14 protein-coding genes are annotated in these 18,182 nt (G+C 64.5%); 6 read left to right on the top strand and 8 right to left on the bottom strand.

The genetic code is table 11. The annotated features are described in order from the left end of the window. The first annotated feature begins 213 nt into the window (after window positions 1-213). On the top strand, window positions 214-2,955 hold the full coding sequence (polA, locus tag AB0P23_RS00205; protein WP_032374320.1) for a DNA polymerase I: 2,742 nt from the start codon (window positions 214-216) through the stop codon (window positions 2,953-2,955). 74 nt (window positions 2,956-3,029) lie between these two features. On the opposite strand, the gene trxA is transcribed toward polA, so the two are convergent. The 3 genes from trxA to AB0P23_RS00190 all read right to left on the bottom strand — a co-directional run bounded on the left by trxA (window position 3,030) and on the right by AB0P23_RS00190 (window position 5,206). Then, window positions 3,030-3,401, bottom strand: coding sequence for a thioredoxin (gene trxA / locus AB0P23_RS00200; protein WP_027497260.1), 372 nt, complete (start codon window positions 3,399-3,401; stop codon window positions 3,030-3,032). A gap of 89 nt (window positions 3,402-3,490) precedes the next feature. Beyond that, window positions 3,491-4,489 (bottom strand): helix-turn-helix domain-containing protein, encoded by a 999-nt coding sequence (locus AB0P23_RS00195; RefSeq protein ID WP_027497259.1) that lies wholly within the window; start codon window positions 4,487-4,489, stop codon window positions 3,491-3,493. 210 nt (window positions 4,490-4,699) lie between these two features. Continuing rightward, window positions 4,700-5,206 carry a 2'-5' RNA ligase family protein gene (locus AB0P23_RS00190; protein ID WP_027497258.1) on the bottom strand — a complete coding sequence of 169 codons (507 nt, stop codon included), beginning with the start codon at window positions 5,204-5,206 and terminating at the stop codon, window positions 4,700-4,702. 9 nt (window positions 5,207-5,215) lie between these two features. Here AB0P23_RS00190 and AB0P23_RS00185 point away from each other — a divergent pair, with 9 nt between their 5' ends. Next, window positions 5,216-6,313, top strand: a complete 1,098-nt coding sequence (locus tag AB0P23_RS00185; RefSeq protein ID WP_094621226.1) for an isocitrate/isopropylmalate dehydrogenase family protein — start codon at window positions 5,216-5,218, stop codon at window positions 6,311-6,313. Window positions 6,314-6,325: 12 nt separating this feature from the next. Here AB0P23_RS00185 and AB0P23_RS00180 read toward each other — a convergent pair whose 3' ends face one another. Beyond that, entirely contained in the window at window positions 6,326-7,153 is an 828-nt protein-coding gene (locus tag AB0P23_RS00180; RefSeq protein ID WP_094621180.1) for a class I SAM-dependent methyltransferase, read from the bottom strand. Window positions 7,154-7,367: 214 nt separating this feature from the next. Here AB0P23_RS00180 and rpsA point away from each other — a divergent pair, with 214 nt between their 5' ends. Then, on the top strand, window positions 7,368-8,846 hold the full coding sequence (gene rpsA, locus AB0P23_RS00175; protein ID WP_027497255.1) for a 30S ribosomal protein S1: 1,479 nt from the start codon (window positions 7,368-7,370) through the stop codon (window positions 8,844-8,846). Between the two features lie 148 nt (window positions 8,847-8,994). Here rpsA and AB0P23_RS00170 read toward each other — a convergent pair whose 3' ends face one another. Next, complete coding sequence (locus tag AB0P23_RS00170; protein WP_027497254.1) at window positions 8,995-9,204, bottom strand: hypothetical protein; 210 nt, start codon at window positions 9,202-9,204, stop codon at window positions 8,995-8,997. Window positions 9,205-9,333: 129 nt separating this feature from the next. Here AB0P23_RS00170 and coaE point away from each other — a divergent pair, with 129 nt between their 5' ends. After that, complete coding sequence (coaE, locus tag AB0P23_RS00165) at window positions 9,334-10,551, top strand: dephospho-CoA kinase (protein ID WP_206498127.1); 1,218 nt, start codon at window positions 9,334-9,336, stop codon at window positions 10,549-10,551. Window positions 10,552-10,567: 16 nt separating this feature from the next. On the opposite strand, the gene AB0P23_RS00160 is transcribed toward coaE, so the two are convergent. Further along, complete coding sequence (locus AB0P23_RS00160) at window positions 10,568-11,113, bottom strand: DUF402 domain-containing protein (protein WP_032365527.1); 546 nt, start codon at window positions 11,111-11,113, stop codon at window positions 10,568-10,570. 78 nt (window positions 11,114-11,191) lie between these two features. Here AB0P23_RS00160 and uvrB point away from each other — a divergent pair, with 78 nt between their 5' ends. Both uvrB and AB0P23_RS00150 read left to right on the top strand, forming a co-directional pair. Further along, complete coding sequence (gene uvrB, locus AB0P23_RS00155) at window positions 11,192-13,354, top strand: excinuclease ABC subunit UvrB (RefSeq protein ID WP_027497251.1); 2,163 nt, start codon at window positions 11,192-11,194, stop codon at window positions 13,352-13,354. A gap of 64 nt (window positions 13,355-13,418) precedes the next feature. Beyond that, on the top strand, window positions 13,419-14,285 hold the full coding sequence (locus AB0P23_RS00150; RefSeq protein ID WP_032391042.1) for a hypothetical protein: 867 nt from the start codon (window positions 13,419-13,421) through the stop codon (window positions 14,283-14,285). Window positions 14,286-14,291: 6 nt separating this feature from the next. On the opposite strand, the gene AB0P23_RS00145 is transcribed toward AB0P23_RS00150, so the two are convergent. Continuing rightward, window positions 14,292-15,149: an ABC transporter permease subunit gene (locus AB0P23_RS00145; protein WP_032400018.1), complete on the bottom strand. Its 858-nt coding sequence runs from the start codon at window positions 15,147-15,149 to the stop codon at window positions 14,292-14,294. Continuing rightward, entirely contained in the window at window positions 15,146-18,016 is a 2,871-nt protein-coding gene (locus tag AB0P23_RS00140) for an alpha/beta fold hydrolase (protein ID WP_032370339.1), read from the bottom strand. Before AB0P23_RS00140 ends, AB0P23_RS00145 begins: the two co-directional genes overlap by 4 nt. Window positions 18,017-18,182: the final 166 nt, after the last annotated feature.

Genomic DNA, 18,182 nt, shown 5'->3' with positions numbered 1-18,182 from the left:
CACGTCCTCCGGACGGTTGTCGTTGAGTCACGGGATGGGGATTTACTGCAATTGTCGGACTCTATCCGTTGAAACGACGCAAAATCGGCAACTGAGATTTCCGGAAAGTATCGGTTGTGTTTCGCGCTGCGGGAGATCGGTGCCGCGGCGATTGCGTCGCGGTGCCCGCATCCGGCTACGTGATGTCGGACCCGCTACCTAGACTGGTCAACCGTGAGCCCAGTAACCGACAAAAGTGCAGCACCCGCAGCCCGGACCGATGCGAAGTCAGCCGAAGAGCGTCCGACGCTGCTCCTCATCGACGGTCACTCGATGGCCTTCCGTGCCTTCTTCGCGTTGCCGGCGGACAATTTCAAGACCACGAGCGGTCAGTCCACCAATGCCGTGTACGGGTTCACCTCGATGCTGATCAACCTGTTGCGGGACGAGAAGCCGACGCACATCGCCGCCGCCTTCGACGTGTCACGGCAAACGTTCCGGGCCGAGCGCTTCCCCGAATACAAGGCGAACCGCAGCAAGACGCCGGACGAGTTCGCGGGCCAGGTGGACATCACCAAGGATGTGCTCGGTGCCATGGGCATTCCCGTGATGGCCGAGGCAGGGTTCGAAGCCGACGACATCATCGCCACTCTGGTCACGCAAGCCGAGGCGCTGGGCTATCGCGTCCTCGTGGTCACCGGCGATCGTGACGCACTGCAGCTGGTCACCGACAACGTCACGGTGCTCTATCCCCGCAAGGGTGTCTCGGACCTGACGCGATTCACCCCGGACGAGGTCGCCACCAAATACGGTCTGACGCCGTCGCAGTACCCGGACTTCGCAGCTCTGCGCGGAGATCCGAGCGACAACCTTCCCGGCATTCCCGGCGTCGGGGAGAAGACGGCGACCAAGTGGATCATCGAATACGGGTCGCTCACCGCCCTCGTCGACAATGTCGACAAGGTTAAGGGCAAGGTGGGCGACGCATTGCGGGCCAACCTGTCGAGTGTGGTGCTCAACCGCGAGCTCACCGAGATGGTGCGCGACGTGCCGTTGCCCTTCACGCCCGATCAACTCGAGCTGGCCCCGTGGGATCGCGAGAAGATCCACGCCCTGTTCGACGATCTGGAGTTTCGCATCCTGCGGGATCGACTGTTCGAGACACTCGCCTCGGTCGAGCCCGAGGCAGAAGAAGGGTTCGACGTTCGGGGCGGCATCGTCGCGCCAGGGGAGTTGGCGGCGTGGCTGGACGAGCACGCGTCCGACGGTCGGCGTAGCGGGGTATCCATCCTCGGACCGCGCAGGCCGTACGACAGCGACGCGACCTCGGTGGCCATCGCGGCAGCAGACGGCGAGGGCGCCTTCGTCACCACGACGGCTCTCGACGAATCCGACGAACGCGCTCTGGCCGCGTGGTTCGCCGATGCGGATCGACCCAAAGCTCTGCACGAGGCGAAGTGGGCACTGCACGCTGTTCGTGGTCGAGGATGGACGCTCGGTGGGTTGACGACCGATACCGCGCTCGCGGCGTATCTCGTCCGGCCCGGTCAGCGGTCTTTCAACCTCGACGACTTGTCGCTGCGCTACCTCAAGCGCGAACTACGCGTCGAAGATGCCGGCGAGGGGCAGATGTCGCTTCTCGACGCCGAGGACACCGCTGACGCGGCATTCGCCGAGGGCGAAATTCTCAAGGCAAGGGCGGTCATCGATCTCGCCGACGCCCTGGACGCGGAACTCGCGGCAATCGAGTCGACCACTCTGCTCTCGGAGATGGAACTGCCGCTGCTGACAGTGCTTGCCGATATCGAAGCGACGGGCATCGCAGTGGACGGCGATCACCTGCGCTCGCTGCAATCGGGTTTTGCTGCGCAGGTCGACGAGGCCGCGAACTCCGCGTACGGCGTGATCGACAAGCAGATAAATCTCGGATCGCCCAAACAGCTGCAGGTGGTGCTGTTCGAGGAACTCGACATGCCCAAGACCAAGAAGACCAAGACCGGGTACACCACCGACGCCGATGCTCTTCAGGGGCTGTTCGAGAAGACCGAGCATCCGTTCCTGAAGTTCCTGCTCGATCACCGTGATGCCACACGGATGAAGGTGACGGTGGACGGCCTGCTCAAGTCTGTCGCCGACGACGGCCGCATTCACACCACGTTCAATCAGACCGTCGCGGCCACCGGACGACTGTCGTCGACCGAACCGAACCTGCAGAACATCCCGGTGCGGAACGAGGCGGGTCGCCACATCCGCGACGGCTTTGTGGTCGGTGCCGGCTACGACACCCTGCTCACCGCCGATTACAGCCAGATCGAGATGCGCATCATGGCGCACGTATCCGGTGACGAGGGGCTGATCGAAGCGTTCAACACCGGTGAGGACCTGCACAGCTTCGTCGGTTCGCGCGCGTTCGGCGTACCGATCGACGAGGTCACCCCGGAACTACGCCGTCGAGTCAAGGCCATGTCGTACGGCCTCGCCTACGGACTCAGCGCGTTCGGCCTCGCCGCGCAGTTGAAGATCTCCACCGACGAAGCCAAGCAGCAGATGGAGGCGTACTTCGCTCGCTTCGGCGGCGTGCGCGACTACCTGCGCAACGCGGTCGAGGAAGCCCGAAAGGTGGGCTACACCTCGACGCTGTACGGCCGTCGTCGTTACCTCCCAGATCTCAACAGCGACAATCGTCAGCGTCGCGAGGTCGCCGAGCGCGCGGCACTCAACGCTCCGATTCAGGGCACTGCCGCAGACATCATCAAGGTAGCGATGATCGACGTGCACAAGTCTCTGGCGGAGTCGACCTTGAAGTCGCGCATGCTGTTGCAGGTGCACGACGAACTGGTACTCGAGGTCGTCGACTCCGAGCGCGAGGAAGTCGAGGCGTTGGTGCGTAACAAGATGTCGTCGGCCATCGAATTGTCGGTGCCCCTCGAGGTGTCGGTCGGTACCGGTCGCAGCTGGGATGCCGCAGCTCACTGAATCGGGCCATGGCACAGCGAAGGGCCGCTCACCGGATTCGGTGAACGGCCCTTCGTTTTTGTGCTGTGAGGGAATTACTCCGCTGCGGGTGCCTGCTCGGCGATCTGCTGACGGACGACGTCCATGTCGAGTGCCTTGATCTGGCCGACGAGGTCTTCGAGCGCCGGAGCGGGCAATGCGCCGGGCTGGGCGTAGACCAGGATGCCCTCGCGGAAGGCCATGATCGTCGGGATCGACTGGATCTGCGCTGCAGCGGCCAAGCCCTGTTCGGCTTCGGTGTCGACCTTGGCGTGCACGATGTCCGGGTGCGCGTCGGAAGACTTCTCGAACGTCGGCGCGAACTGGCGGCACGGACCGCACCAGGAGGCCCAGAAGTCGACCAACACCACGTCGTTGCTGGTGACGATCTCGTCGAAATTCTGCTGAGTCAAAGTCTGAGTGGCCACGCGTACCCTTTCGATTGATTGCGCTTCTTGTTCGTCTCAACGCAGAGGTTCTCCGGAATCTTCCCGGACCCACTCCTCTCCGTGGTCCGTCACACGGGTTGCGGCGCGGCCCGGAATGTTCGGCGGTACGAGTTGGGCGTCGTGCAGCGAAGTCTGACGAAATGCTGGCGCAGGGCTGCAGCATTCCCGAAACCGACGACTTCGGCGATCGAATCCATCGGCAGGTCGGAGTTCTCGAGGAGCTGCTGCGCAGCCAGTACGCGTTGATCGTTGAGCCACCGCGCGGGCGTCGTGCCGGTCTCGGCGGCGAACTTGCGGGCGAATGTACGAGCCGACATGTTCACCCGCGCAGCCAGTCGGCCGATCGTGAGTTCCGAATCGAGGTTCTCGGTCATCCAATCGAGCAACGGTGCCAACGTTTCGGTTCGGATCGCCGGTAGTGGACTGGTGACGAACTGCGCCTGGCCGCCGTCACGGTGTGGCGGAACGACCATTCTGCGCGCGATTCCGTTGGCCACGACACTGCCTTGGTATTTGCGGACGATGTGCAGGCACAGGTCGATACCGGCCGCGGTGCCCGCACTGGTCAGTACATTCCCGTCGTCCACGTAGAGAACGTTTGGGTCGACCTGGGCCAACGGGTATTTCGCGGCCAGGGAGGCCGAGTGTCGCCAATGGGTCGTACACCGCCTGCCGTCGAGCAGGCCCGCGGCGCCGAGTACGAACGCGCCGTTGCACAGGCTGGCGACCAGCGCGCCTCGGTCCACCGCCGCACGGAGTTTGTCGAGTAGTGGCTCGATCGAGGGGCTGTACGTACTGCCGCACACGTAGCTTCCGTCGTCGGCCGATTCGGTGCCGCCGGCCGGAACGATGATCAGATCGGCGCTGTCGAGCCGGTCGAGATCGTGGGGCACATCGATCGTGTAACCCACCCGGGTGCGAATCGTGTCGGGGACCCCGGCGATCAACGAGAAGTCGTAGGTGGGCAGTCCCTCGTCGGAGCGGTCGAATCCGAACACCTCGCAGGCCACGCCGAGCTCGAACTGCTCGGTCAACGGCAGCAGTACTGCGACCACCTTCTTCAGCATGACAGCAGTATGGCAGAAAATCGACGATACATGTCATTACTGCCACTCGTGTTGGGTCGGCGCAGGTAGGACGCTGGTGGCATGACAATTGTACTGGTGGTTGTGTTGATGTTTCTCGCCCTCGATGCGTGGGTTGCTGTCGGCCGCACGCCGGATACACATGCGGAGGTGACCCAATTCGGAGACTTCCGGTTCTGACAGGCCTGGCGGTCAGCCGATGCGCCATTCGCACTTGTTGTCGCCGTCCCACCGACGCAAGGCAACGGCAGAGCCGATCAGGTCGTCCAGGTGCGGGCACAGCAGGCGCGTCGCGGCACCGGCTTCGTCGGGTGTCAACCGCCGGGCCAGCGTCACGTGCGGCGTCCAATGCCCGATGGCGACATTGTCGAACGAGCCCGGGCCTACGGCGGCATGCATCCGAGCATGCAGGTCGAGCAGTTCGACGCTCGGCACGACCAGACGGGCCAGGGTGGCGGTCCGGCCACCGAATACGACGAGGCCGCCGAGACGAACATCGAACGGGTCGAAACGCACGGCCGTACCGGAATCGACGGACGCGGGCATGGACGACGCCACCGAGACGGTGATGTGCGGTCGATTCGACTCGCCCCGATGACGGTTCTGGCTCGGCAGGCCGGCATCGGAGAGTGCCGCCCACTCGCGGCGAACCGCAGTATCGAGCCCCGAGTCGAGGAGGAGTTCGGCGGACTGCACCATGTAGTCATGATGGCGCAGACGGACGGACGAGATGCACCGACTTTACGAATTGGGGCCATGACCGGCGACGGCATCGGTCACGAGATCGTCCCTGCGACGATCCGGGTGGTGGACGCAGCTCTGGCCGCAGTGCACGGTCCCGTCGTCGACTGGCAGCACTTGCCGCTGGGGTTGGGTGCTCTCGACGAGCACGGAACGCCGATGCCCGAGCACACGTTGAACGAGCTCGGCAGGCTCGAGGCGTGGATTCTCGGGCCTCACGACAGCGCGTCGTACCCTGAGCCGTTCCGATCTCAGCTGACTCCGGGCGGACGAATTCGCAAGCATTTCGATCTGTTCGCCAACATCCGTCCGGCCAAGGCACTTCCTGGAGTGCGCGCGATGTCGCCGCAGATGGACCTGGTGGTGGTGCGGGAGAACACCGAGGGCTTCTACGCCGACCGCAACATGTTCGTCGGCAGTGGCGAGTTCATGCCCACGCCCGATGTAGCGCTCGCGGTGGGAGTGTTCACCCGTTCGGCGTGCGAACGCATCGCTCGTGAGGCCTTCTCGCTCGCAGACCGGCGGCGGAAGAAAGTGACGATCGTGCACAAGACCAACGTGCTGTCGTTGACGACGGGGTTGTTTCGCGATGCCTGCCGGTCCGTCGGCGAGGAGTTTCCGCAGGTAGACGTCACCGAAGAGCACGTGGACGCCCTCGCGGCGCATCTGGTTCGACGCGGTGAGGACTACGACGTCATCGTGGCCGAGAACATGTTCGGGGACATCCTCTCCGACCTGACCGGAGAGTTGTCCGGGTCACTCGGCACGGCACCGTCGATCAACTCTTCGCGTACCCAGGCCATGGCGCAGGCCTCCCATGGATCCGCCCCGGATATCGCAGGCAGGAATCGCGCCAACCCGACGGCACTGTTCCTGTCGGCCGCGATGCTGCTCGAGTGGCTCGCCGATCGGCACGGGGACGTACGGCTCGCCGCCGCAGCCGGCCGGATTCGGCACGCCGTAGACGACACCGTCGAATCCGGGGTCGCGACAGCGGACCTCGGCGGTCAGGCGTCGACCAGCGCCTTCACCGAGACCGTCGAAGCCAGGGTGCACCGGCGCTGATCGACTACGGACTCACCGCGGTTTTCGACTACTGAAGATCGCGGTGCCGGGAAACAGCTGGCCGCGCAGTGGGCTCCACTGACCCCACTCGCGGTCGAGCCACTCCGGCCAATCCGGTTCGACGATGTCGCGAACCTCGAGACCTGCGGCGACCAGCTCGCGCACGCGATCACCGATCGTGCGGTGATGCTCGACGTAGTTGGGGGTCCCGTCGGCGTCGTACTCGACGTACGGGGTTCGATCGAAGTACGGAATCGTCGCGGTCAGGCCGCCCACCCCGGGATCGTCGGGGAACACCCAGCGCATCGGATGGTTGACCGCGAACACCCAGATGCCGCCCGGCCGCAGTACCCGCGCCACTTCCTTCATCACGTTGGCGGAGTCCGCGACGAACGGAACCGCACCGAAGGCCGAGCACACGATGTCGAACCCCTCGTCGGCGAACGGTAGGGACTCGGCACTGGCCTGCACCAGCGGAACCGTCGACCCGCCCGCGGTCATCGCGTCGACGCCGCGCTGCAACATGCCCATCGAGATGTCGAGGCCGATGGCGCGCGCCCCCTGAGTCCCGAGCCAGCGGGCGCAGGGTGCGCTCCCGCAGCCCACCTCGAGAATGTCCTTGCCCGCGACGTCACCCAGCAGATGCGCGTCGCCCTCGTGCAGTCCCTCCGGGCACCAGACGAACTCTCCGGATTCGGTCGACGCGCCCAGAAACGCGCCGTGCGTACGGTGATAGTTGTCGGCATCCGAATCCCACCAGGTTCGACTCGCGCGGTCGCTCGCGACCGAATCGATTCGGCCGCGGCCGGGGGTGGACAGCGGTGCGGAAGGATTGGTCACACGCCGACTCTAACCGGGTTTGTGCTGGTACTGCGGCATCGCGTACCCTGTTCAACGCGAGTGTGTTCATGCTGCGCCCAGGTCGGGTTTGCCCGGCGTCGACGCGTGCGGAGCCGGCAACGGATCCGCGGAAGATGCTCGTGCTGCACACGTTTCACAAGTCCGACCGAACATCCATCAACCGATACCCAACCCGTCCGGAGCAACTCAACACATGCCCTCAACCACAACCTCACCGCAGGTAGCCGTCAACGATATCGGCTCCGCAGAGGATTTTCTCGCCGCCATCGACGCCACGATCAAGTACTTCAACGATGGTGACATCGTCGAGGGCACCATCGTCAAGGTCGATCGTGACGAGGTTCTACTCGACATCGGTTACAAGACCGAAGGCGTCATCCCTTCCCGCGAGCTCTCCATCAAGCACGATGTCGACCCCAACGAGGTCGTCTCCGTGGGAGATGAGATCGAAGCACTCGTCCTCACCAAGGAGGACAAGGAAGGCCGTCTGATCCTGTCCAAGAAGCGAGCTCAGTACGAGCGCGCTTGGGGCACGATCGAGGAGCTCAAGGAGAAGGACGAGGCCGTCAAGGGCACCGTCATCGAGGTCGTCAAGGGTGGACTCATCCTCGACATCGGTCTCCGTGGCTTCCTCCCCGCCTCGCTCGTCGAGATGCGTCGCGTCCGCGACCTCCAGCCGTACGTCGGCAAGGAGATCGAGGCCAAGATCATCGAGCTCGACAAGAACCGCAACAACGTGGTCCTGTCGCGTCGCGCATGGCTCGAGCAGACCCAGTCCGAGGTCCGCAGCGAGTTCCTGCACCAGCTGCAGAAGGGCCAGGTCCGCAAGGGCGTCGTGTCCTCCATCGTCAACTTCGGTGCCTTCGTGGACCTGGGTGGCGTCGACGGCCTGGTGCACGTCTCCGAGCTGTCCTGGAAGCACATCGATCACCCGTCCGAGGTTGTCGAGGTCGGCACCGAGGTCACCGTCGAGGTTCTCGACGTCGACCTGGACCGCGAGCGTGTGTCGCTGTCGCTCAAGGCAACGCAGGAAGATCCGTGGCGCCAGTTCGCTCGCACCCACGCGATCGGCCAGATCGTGCCCGGCAAGGTCACCAAGCTCGTTCCGTTCGGTGCGTTCGTTCGCGTCGAAGAGGGCATCGAGGGCCTCGTGCACATCTCCGAGCTGGCCGAGCGCCACGTGGAGGTTCCGGACCAGGTCGTGGGTGTCGGCGACGACGCACTCGTCAAGGTCATCGACATCGATCTCGAGCGTCGCCGGATTTCGTTGAGCCTCAAGCAGGCCAACGAGGACTACGCAGAAGAGTTCGATCCGTCCAAGTACGGCATGGCCGACTCGTACGACGAGGGTGGCAACTACATCTTCCCCGAGGGCTTCGACTCCGAGACCAACGAATGGCTCGAAGGTTACGAGAAGCAGCGTGAAGAGTGGGAAGGTCGCTACGCCGAGGCCGAGCGTCGCCACAAGATGCACACCGCTCAGATGGAGAAGACGGCCAAGGACGAAGCTGCCGAAGCCGCCAACACCAACTACTCCTCCGAGTCGGGTCAGGCTCCCGCCGATGCAGAAGGCGATGCTCCCGCAGCGTCGGCTCCCGCCTCGACCGGTGGATCGCTGGCCAGCGATGCGCAGCTCGCTGCACTTCGCGAGAAGCTGTCGGGCAACGCCTGATAGAAGTAGTCCACCCGTGAGGGTGTGACCTCGGCCCCGGTTCTCCCTGTGAGAACCGGGGCTTTCTCGTTCGAATACGCAGGTGCAACGGGAACGACAATGGACCCGGTTCTGGTGAACCGGGTCCAAGGTTGAGGGGGAGTGCGAACTACGCGGCGGTGGCTGGACTCCACTGGCCGACGCTCGCCGTGCGCTTACGCATCGTGGCGAAGCTGTGGCGGGCAGGGGTCAGGAGGTTGGTGAACCAGTTACGCCGGTGGTCGGCCAGCGCCGAGGCAACTTCTGGAATGAGAATGCAATGAACGCCTGCATCCATGCCGAGGCGGTGCCGACCCGGTTGGATCTGATTGCTTTGCATGGGTGTCCTTTTCGCTGGCGGTGGGTCGGCACATCGAGGTCGCGCTCGTCGAAGATAACCGACAGGCTTGCAAAACCGGTGCATTTGGGGCTGGTGGGCTTCGGCGTGTTCGAGTGTCAGACTGGACGCATGCTGAGACTGGGACTGACCGGCGGAATTGGTGCCGGCAAATCGACCGTGGCGAAAGTGCTGACCGAACTCGGGGGAGTGCTCGTCGACTCGGACGTACTTGCCCGCGAAGTGGTGGAGCCGGGAACGCCTGGGCTGCAACAACTGACGGACACCTTCGGTACCGAGATACTGGCACCCGACGGGTCACTCGATCGGCCGGCCTTGGCCGCCAAGGCTTTCGGCGACGAGGAGTCGCGAAAGAAGCTCAACGCCATCGTGCATCCATTGGTCGGACAGCGCACTACCGAGATCATCGAGGGTGCGGCAGCGGATGCCGTGGTGGTGCACGATATTCCACTTCTCGTCGAAGGCTCGATGGCTCCGTTCTTCCATCTGGTCGTCGTCGTCTGGGTCGACGCCGAGGAACGAGTACGTCGGCTGACCGGCCAACGAAACATGCCCGAGGCCGATGCCCGCGCGCGCATCGCCGCGCAGGCGACCGACGATGCGCGCCGAGCGGCGGCAGATGTGTGGATAGACAACACGGGTGCGCCCGGCAGCGTCGACGATCAGGTACGAAACTTGTGGAACGAGCGCGTGATTCCCTTCGAGCGCAACCTCAGAGAGGGCATTGTCGCCCGGACGCATCCGGAACTCGTGACTGCAGACCCGGCCTGGGAATCCCAGGCGCGGCGAATGATCGCGCGCCTTGCTCTCGCGTGTGGGGACAAGGCTGTTCGGATCGACCACGTCGGATCGACGGCGGTACCCGGACTCGATGCCAAGGACGTGCTCGACATCCAGATCACGGTGCGCTCGCTGGCCGACGCAGATTCGGTCGGCGAACAGTTGCGCGTCGCCGGGTTCCCCGGAGTCGAGTCCAGTGACTTCGACGATCCGAAGCCCGCGTACGGAGTGGGTGGTGAGGCCGATCCGGCCGTGTGGGGCAAGCGTTTTCACGGCAACGCAGACCCCGGCCGACCGGCCAACGTCCATGTTCGAGTCGACGGTTGGCCAAACCAGACGTTCGCCCTGTTGTTCCGTGACTGGCTCCGGGCGGACGCGGCTGTCGCGACGGAATACGCCGCGATCAAGCGGCGTGCTTCCGAAGCCGCCGCCGGAATCACCGACTACCGCTCGGCGATCGAGGCATACGAGAACGCAAAGGCACCGTGGTTCGACGTGGCGTATCGGCGGGCGTGGCAGTGGGCGGAGGAGACGAACTGGACTGCCTGAGGCAGAGCTGCGCGGTTCAGGCCGGTTTGCCGTTCCATTCCGTCGGCATGCCGACGGACGCGAGCCAGGCGTTCAGGTCGTAATCGTGCCGCGTCAGTCCTTCGATGGCCGCGATCGATCGGGACAGCGCCCGCTCGGCCGTCGGGGTGTCCAGATGCTGCGCCACGCGCGCGTCGAACAGCTCGTCGACGTCCAGCAGGTCGTAGTCGCGGCCGGTGCGAACACTGAGGTCGAGATAGTGATCGACCGAGGTCCATCGGCTGGCCCCGGCCGTGTACTCGCCGATGTCGACGTAGTAGTCCTGGTCTCTGGCGTGCGCGGGCAGATAATGGAACACCGAGGCCCGGAGCCCGAGAGCAGGCAGTAGCCAGGACTCCAGGTAGTCGAAGTGGGCATGGTCGGATGGCCGGGCCATGTACAGCCCCCACGGCTCGACGCGGTATTCGTCGACCACGCGAACGAACCCTTTGGGGTCGACGTTGGTCTTCGCGACCAGGTCGAACGTTTCGTGTTTCGGGGCATGAACGACGGTGTGCGCACCGGCTGACGTGTGAGCGACCATGCCTGTAGAAGCTACCGGGAACAGACCTCCGAGGTCTCTCCGACGGAACTTGTCGGTGGTCGCGTCTACGCTTGTGTAATGGCGTTTGCATCCGAACATCCCGTTGTCGCGCACTCCGAACACCGTCCGGTGGGAGCGATCGAGCGCACCGGACCGGCGTTCGAGGTCGTCAGCGAACACGTTCCGGCCGGTGATCAGCCGACCGCCATCGCCGAACTCGAACGTCGGATCAAGGCGGACGAGAAGGACGTCGTGCTTCTCGGTGCCACCGGTACCGGTAAATCTGCCACCACCGCCTGGCTGATCGAGAAACTGCAGCGCCCCACCCTGGTGATGGCACCGAACAAAACTCTCGCAGCGCAGTTGGCGAACGAGCTACGAGACATGTTGCCCAACAACGCAGTCGAGTACTTCGTGTCGTACTACGACTACTACCAGCCCGAGGCGTACATCGCGCAGACCGATACTTATATCGAAAAGGACTCGTCCATCAACGACGACGTCGAGCGTCTGCGGCACTCGGCGACGGCATCCCTGCTCTCTCGCCGAGACGTGGTCGTGGTGGCGTCGGTGTCGTGCATCTACGGTCTCGGTACCCCGCAGTCGTACGTCGATCGGTCGATCGAGCTCGAGGTCAACGTCGAGGTCCAGCGTGATGCGCTGCTCCGGCTTCTGGTCGACGTGCAGTACACGCGCAACGACATGGCGTTCACCCGCGGATCGTTCCGAGTCCGCGGCGATACCGTGGAGATCATTCCGTCGTACGAGGAGCTCGCTATTCGCATCGAGTTCTTCGGAGACGAGATCGAGGCGCTGTACTACCTGCATCCGCTGACGGGCGACATCGTTCGCCAAGTCGATTCGGTACGCATCTTCCCGGCCACCCATTACGTCGCCGGGCCGGAGCGCATGGAACGGGCGGTCAAGGACATCGAGGCCGAGCTCGAGGCGCGCCTGGCGGAGCTCGAAGGCAAGGGAAAGCTGCTCGAGGCGCAGCGGCTTCGGATGCGCACGCAATACGACCTGGAAATGATCAAGCAGGTCGGCTTCTGCTCCGGCATCGAGAACTACTCGCGGCACATAGACGGTCGCGGGGCCGGCACCGCACCCGCGACCCTGATCGACTACTTCCCCGAGGACTTCCTACTCGTCATCGACGAATCCCACGTCACCGTCCCACAGATCGGCGCGATGTACGAAGGCGACATGTCGCGCAAGCGGAACCTGGTCGATTTCGGGTTCCGGTTGCCGTCTGCGACGGACAACCGGCCGCTGACGTGGGAAGAGTTCACACAGAGGATCGGCCAGACCGTCTACCTGTCCGCTACTCCCGGCAAGTACGAACTGGGGCAGACCGGCGGCGAATTCGTCGAGCAGGTCATCCGTCCTACCGGCCTCGTCGATCCGAAGGTCGTCATAAAACCGACCAAGGGGCAGATCGACGACCTCGTCCACCAAATTCGCGAGCGTGCCGAGAAGGACGAACGAGTTCTCGTCACCACTTTGACCAAGAAGATGTCGGAGGACCTGACCGACTATCTGCTCGAGCTGGGCATCCGCGTCCGGTACCTGCACTCCGACATCGATACCTTGCGCCGAGTCGAGCTGCTGCGGCAGCTTCGGCTGGGTGAGTACGACGTCCTGGTCGGCATCAACCTCCTCCGGGAGGGCCTCGACCTTCCCGAGGTGTCATTGGTCGCCATTCTCGACGCGGACAAGGAGGGATTCCTTCGCAGCGGCACCAGCCTCATTCAGACGATCGGCCGCGCCGCTCGAAACGTGTCCGGTGAAGTGCACATGTACGCCGACAAGATGACCGACTCCATGACGTACGCGATCGAAGAGACCGAACGTCGGCGCGAGAAGCAGATCGCCTACAACAAGGAGCGGGGAGTCGATCCGCAACCGCTGCGCAAGAAGATCGCCGACATTCTCGATCAGGTGTATCAGGAGGCAGAGGACACCGACACGGCCGTCGAAGTGGGTGGCTCGGGTCGGAACGCCAGCCGTGGTCGGCGAGCGCAGGGCGAAGCAGGCAGGTCGGTCAGCTCCGGCGTGTACGAGGGGCAGGATGTCTCGTCGATGCCGCGCGCCGAGTTGGCGGACCTGATCAAGAACATGACCGATCAGATGATGAACGCTGCCCGCGAGTTGAAGTTCGAGCTGGCCGGTCGACTGCGCGACGAGATCCAGGACCTGAAGAAGGAGCTCCGCGGCATGGACGCGGCCGGCCTCAAATAGGTCGAGCGGGTGGTGCGAGTCGAGCCTGCGGAACGATCCGAAATGGTTCGGTTACGGTTCAGTGATGGACGCAACCACCGCCGGCCGCACCTCTCGTGCACTCGAACTGATCCACTCGATGACCTACTTCCTGCCGGAGACGCAGGACGCTCTCGTTGCCGCTGGGTTACCGCCACGGGCCTGCTATTTCGCCGGTCGTGCAGCACCTCTCGGGCCGGTCGGTGCAGGTGTCGTGACAGCCACGTTCTACAACTTCAACCGCGATCTGATCAGCCCGCTGGTTCCGGCAGCCTGGGCCATCGCCTCTCCCGACGAGATCATGGCAATCCGTTACGCCACACTCGACACCGCATTCGAGCGTCTGTTGGGCTCCGAGACGTTGGCGTCCCCGGATATGGCCGAAGCTGCCGACCTCGCATCGATCGCTGCGCGTGGAATCCCAGGAGACGACGGTCGGCCGCTGTACGCCGCCTACGCCGAACTCGACTGGCCTCAAGCGCCGCACCTCGTGTTGTGGCACGCGCTCACCCTGATCCGTGAGTACCGCGGCGACGGTCACATTGCCGCGCTGCAGACGGCGGGGTTGAACGGCCTGGACGCGCTGATCACCCACACCGCCACCGGGTACGGCTTCGAGAAGGAATTCGCGCGCAAGCGTCGTGGATGGTCGACCGAGCAGTGGAACGAAGCCGTGGCGTCCTTGGCCGATCGTGAATTGTTGACGGCCGACGGCGCTTTGACTCAGGACGGGAAAGATCTCCGCACGTTGGTCGAGGACATCACCAACGACCTCGCCGTCGCGCCGTGGGCCGCCCTCGGCGAGGACGGTGCAGCTCGGTTGGTTTCGCTCGCGACGCCGTGGCGTGAGTCGATCGTCGGCCAGGGCACCATTCCCGAGGGCGTCTTCGGGCCAGCGATCAAAAAGAAGTAGGCCGCCTCAGCTGGTGATGTCCTTGGTGGCGAATCGTCTCCACGCGATCAGCCCGAAGACCGCCGCGTAGGTGATGGCCGAGAACGATCCGACCACCATGTCGTTCCAGTCGATGTTCGTGCCGAAGGCGTCGATCCACGAGTTCGCGTAGTGCCCGGGCAGATAGTTGCGCAGCGACCCCAATGCCGTGATCTGATCGAGGATCTGCATCAGAATCGACGTCATCACCGCGCCGCCGACGGCCCCGAGAGGGGCGTCGGTGAGCACCGACAGCAACATGGCGAGACCCGCTACCCACAGCAGATTGATGCCGATGTAGGCGACCGCAATCAGTAGTCGCACCAGGGAAGTGCCGTACGACAGTCCTTCACCCAGCGGCGTGACCAGTGATTCGGCGCCGTACATCACCGTCCCGATCAGCAGGGACACTCCGACCAGCACCAGAATGGCGGCGCTGGACAGCGTGGCCGAGACGAGTGCCTTCTGGGTCAACAGTCGGCTTCGAGGAACCGGGATGGCGAGCAGGTAGCGCAGGCTCGACCACGAGGCCTCGCTCGCAACGGAGTCGCCGAAGAACAGCGCCACCACGACGATGAGCAGAAATCCGACGGACATGAACAGTGCGAAGACGGTGAAGTTCATGCCGCCTCGCGTGCCGAGCTCGATGAGTCCGCCGGCGTCGGAGTCGGCGCTGGAGCTGCCCACGGTGAAGGCGACGACAAGGATCACCGGTAGCAGGGCAAGGAAACCGATGGCGAGCTGAGTGCGTCGCCGGCCCAACTGTCGACGCAGTTCGGTACGAAACGGCAGGGTGCGGCCGCCGCTGTAGCCCGCTGCGCGGCCGTCTGCGTGCGTTGTACTCATGAGCGATCCTCGCTGGAGTCGGTCTCGTGAACGACTGTGCCTGGGGTATCTCGATGAACGAGGTCGAGGAACACGTCCTCGAGTCGGGTGGACTGGGAAAAGCCGCGGACCGACACCCCCGCCGTAACGAGTTCTCTGATGACGACGGCGGAATCGGCGTCGGTCAGGTCGACGGTCACCGTGCCGTCGTCGACGATCACCGCGCCGTCATGGCCGGCGGCGTCGAGTACCGACTGGGCGCGGCCGGCGTCGTCGACCCTGATCTCGGTCTGCCCACCGGCCGCTGTCAGCTCGCGGACGGTGCCCGAGCTGATCACGGAGCCACGGTTCATGACCACGACGTGCGTGCACGTCTGTTCCACTTCGGCGAGGAGGTGGCTCGAGACCAACACGGTGCGCCCCGTCTTCGCGTAGTTGATCAGCACGTCACGCATGGTTCGGATCTGTGGCGGGTCGAGGCCGTTGGTCGGTTCGTCCAACACCATGAGATCGGGTAGACCCAGCATGGCCTGTGCAATGGCGAGGCGCTGACGCATGCCTTGGCTGTAGGACTTGACCTTGCGTTCGATCGCTGCGCCGAGGTCTGCGATCTCGAGTGCCTCGTCGAGGTGAGCGTCTTCGATCGGTCGCCCAGTCGCCTCCCAGTACAGCCGCAGGTTCTGGGTGCCGGTCAGATGCGGAAGGAAGCCGGAACCCTCGACGAAGGAGCCGAGCCGCGACAACACCGGGGCACCGGGTGTGACCTTGTGACCGAAGACTCGGATGTCGCCGCCGGTGGGGGTGATCAGGCCCATCAGCATGCGCAACGTGGTGGTCTTTCCGGCACCGTTCGGTCCTAGCAGTCCGAGTACCTGACCCTGTTTCACCTCGAAGCTGACGCCGTCCACGGCGCGGAACCCGTTCGAGTACGTCTTGGCCAGATCGGTGATCACCAGGGGAGTGTCGACCAGAGCCTCGTCGACCTCGGCCACCGTGCGGCGTCTGGTTCGCACGATCGTCGCCACGACGATGCATCCGACCACCAGGACGACCACGCCGATTCCGATCAGTGGAGCGACGGGTACCGTGCTGTTCGCGCTCGCCACCGCGGGAACCGTCGGCAACGCGACGGACGTGTTCGCCATGGTCACGCTGAACTGTGCGGGCTCCAGCGGGACGGCGTAGGCCTGATCGGTGGTGGAGACGCTCAGTTCGAGACGATGACCTTGCTGGACGGTATAGCTGATTCCAGGGAGGGCGACGGTGACGTCGACGGGATCGATGCTCCCGGTGTCGGGCAGTCGGATGGCCGACACTGCGCCGCCGGGAAGGGTCCGTGTGCCGTTCGGGGCGACGTCGTACAGTTTCGCGAACAGCACAGCCTGGCCGGGCCCGGCGAGGGACGCCACCCGGAGATCGACTCTCGGCGCGCCGGTGATGGTCAGTGACGAGTCGACGGGCTCGCTGGTGAAAATCGCGGACTGGCCCGGAAGGTCCGCAGTCAGCGCTGCACCGGCTCCGGTCGATCCGAGTGTCGACAACACCGAACCCAGACCGGGGACCGTCGAGATGGCGGACGGTGACGCGCCGGGCGGACGAATGATCGTCCCGTCGTCCGAGGCGGGGGTGAAGGTCACCGTATTCGTCTGTGTGGGTTCGGAGTTCGGGGTCAGGCCTGGGTAGTCGGGAGCCGTCATCCGACGATTGCGTTCTCCTCCTCGCTCATCGGCTGCGCGCTGCGTCGAATACACGAACGGCGCGCTCTCGGAGGTCGCGGGATCGGGGGTGCCGCGCAGAGTCCGGTCGAAGAAGTCCGCGACGGCTCGATCCGACGCACCGTTCGTTCCACCGGCATCGTGCCCACCGTCGAACCACCGAACGGTCACGTCACCGCCTGCGGCTGCGATCTGCCGAGCCGTCGCGTCGGCCTGGTCGAGACCGAACAGAGTGTCTTGGGTGCCCTGTAGGAGAAGCGTCGGAGCCGTGATGTTCGACGCGACCGCGACGGGCGAGTGGGCAGTCAGCAGATCGAGCAGCGGCTGGCTGGGGATGCCGGTCACTGCGGATTGTGCGTAGGCGTCGCAGAATTCCTGGGCGAATCTGCCGCATGCGGATGCGCCACCGCCATCGTTACCACCACCGTTACCGTCCGTGGAACTGCCGGGCGCAGCGCTGGAGGCCCCCGCTCCGAAGAAGACCCCGGCCCATCCACGTTTGAGGACGCCGGGTCCGCCGTATTCGGCACCGGCCGGGGAATCGATGTTTCCGAGCGCTTCTCGACCTGCGGACGAGGTGACGCCGAAGTTGGGGAACAGGGCCTGGCCCAGGTCGTTCCAGGTGATGGCAGCGGCCACCGAGTCCACACGCGGGTCTGTTCCGCCTGCGCTGAGGGCCAGTGCCCCGCCGTACGACCCGCCTGCCACGCCGACGTGGGGATCACCAGGAGCGTCGAGCTGTACTTCGGGCTGTTCGGCCAGCCAGTCGATCAGGCCGCGGGCATCGGCGACCTCGCGATCGGGGTCGTTGATGGAGATGGAACCCGTGCTGTCACCGAAGCCGCGCGCGGTGTAGGCGAGAACCACGTATCCGCGCGCGGCGAGATCACGAGCTTCGCCGTCGACCGAGTCCTTGCTGCCGCCGAAGCCGTGCGCGAGCAACACAGCCGGAGCGGGGGTGGACTCGGGAATGTAGAGCCGGGTGTCGAGGTCGACGGTCTCCGTCGAACCGGGGCTGTCCGGTAGCGTGATGCGCGCGTCACGCGTAGCAGTGTCGGCTTCGCGTCCCTGGGGGAGGAATGCGAATGCGAGGGCGGCCACGATCACGATCGAGATCGCGACGGCACCGAGAGCGAGGGCCCGTCTCGACAACGGCGGGCGGGGGATCGGCATGCAAACCAATGTATGTGAGTGGCGCGGATCGTGTTGTTCCCCAAGTTCACGTGCCGATCGTCGACTTCCGGCTACTGTCAGCGCATTAGTCCCCGGACCACGTCTTTCGGTCCTGTGACTTGCACCAATCCAGTTCGACCAGAAGTGTCACATCTGTGTGTGACCG

The sequence above is a fragment of the Rhodococcus sp. NPDC077669 genome, from assembly GCF_040686915.1.
GTDB lineage: Bacteria > Actinomycetota > Actinomycetes > Mycobacteriales > Mycobacteriaceae > Rhodococcoides > Rhodococcoides fascians.
This window is presented reverse-complemented; position numbering and strand designations above follow the sequence as displayed.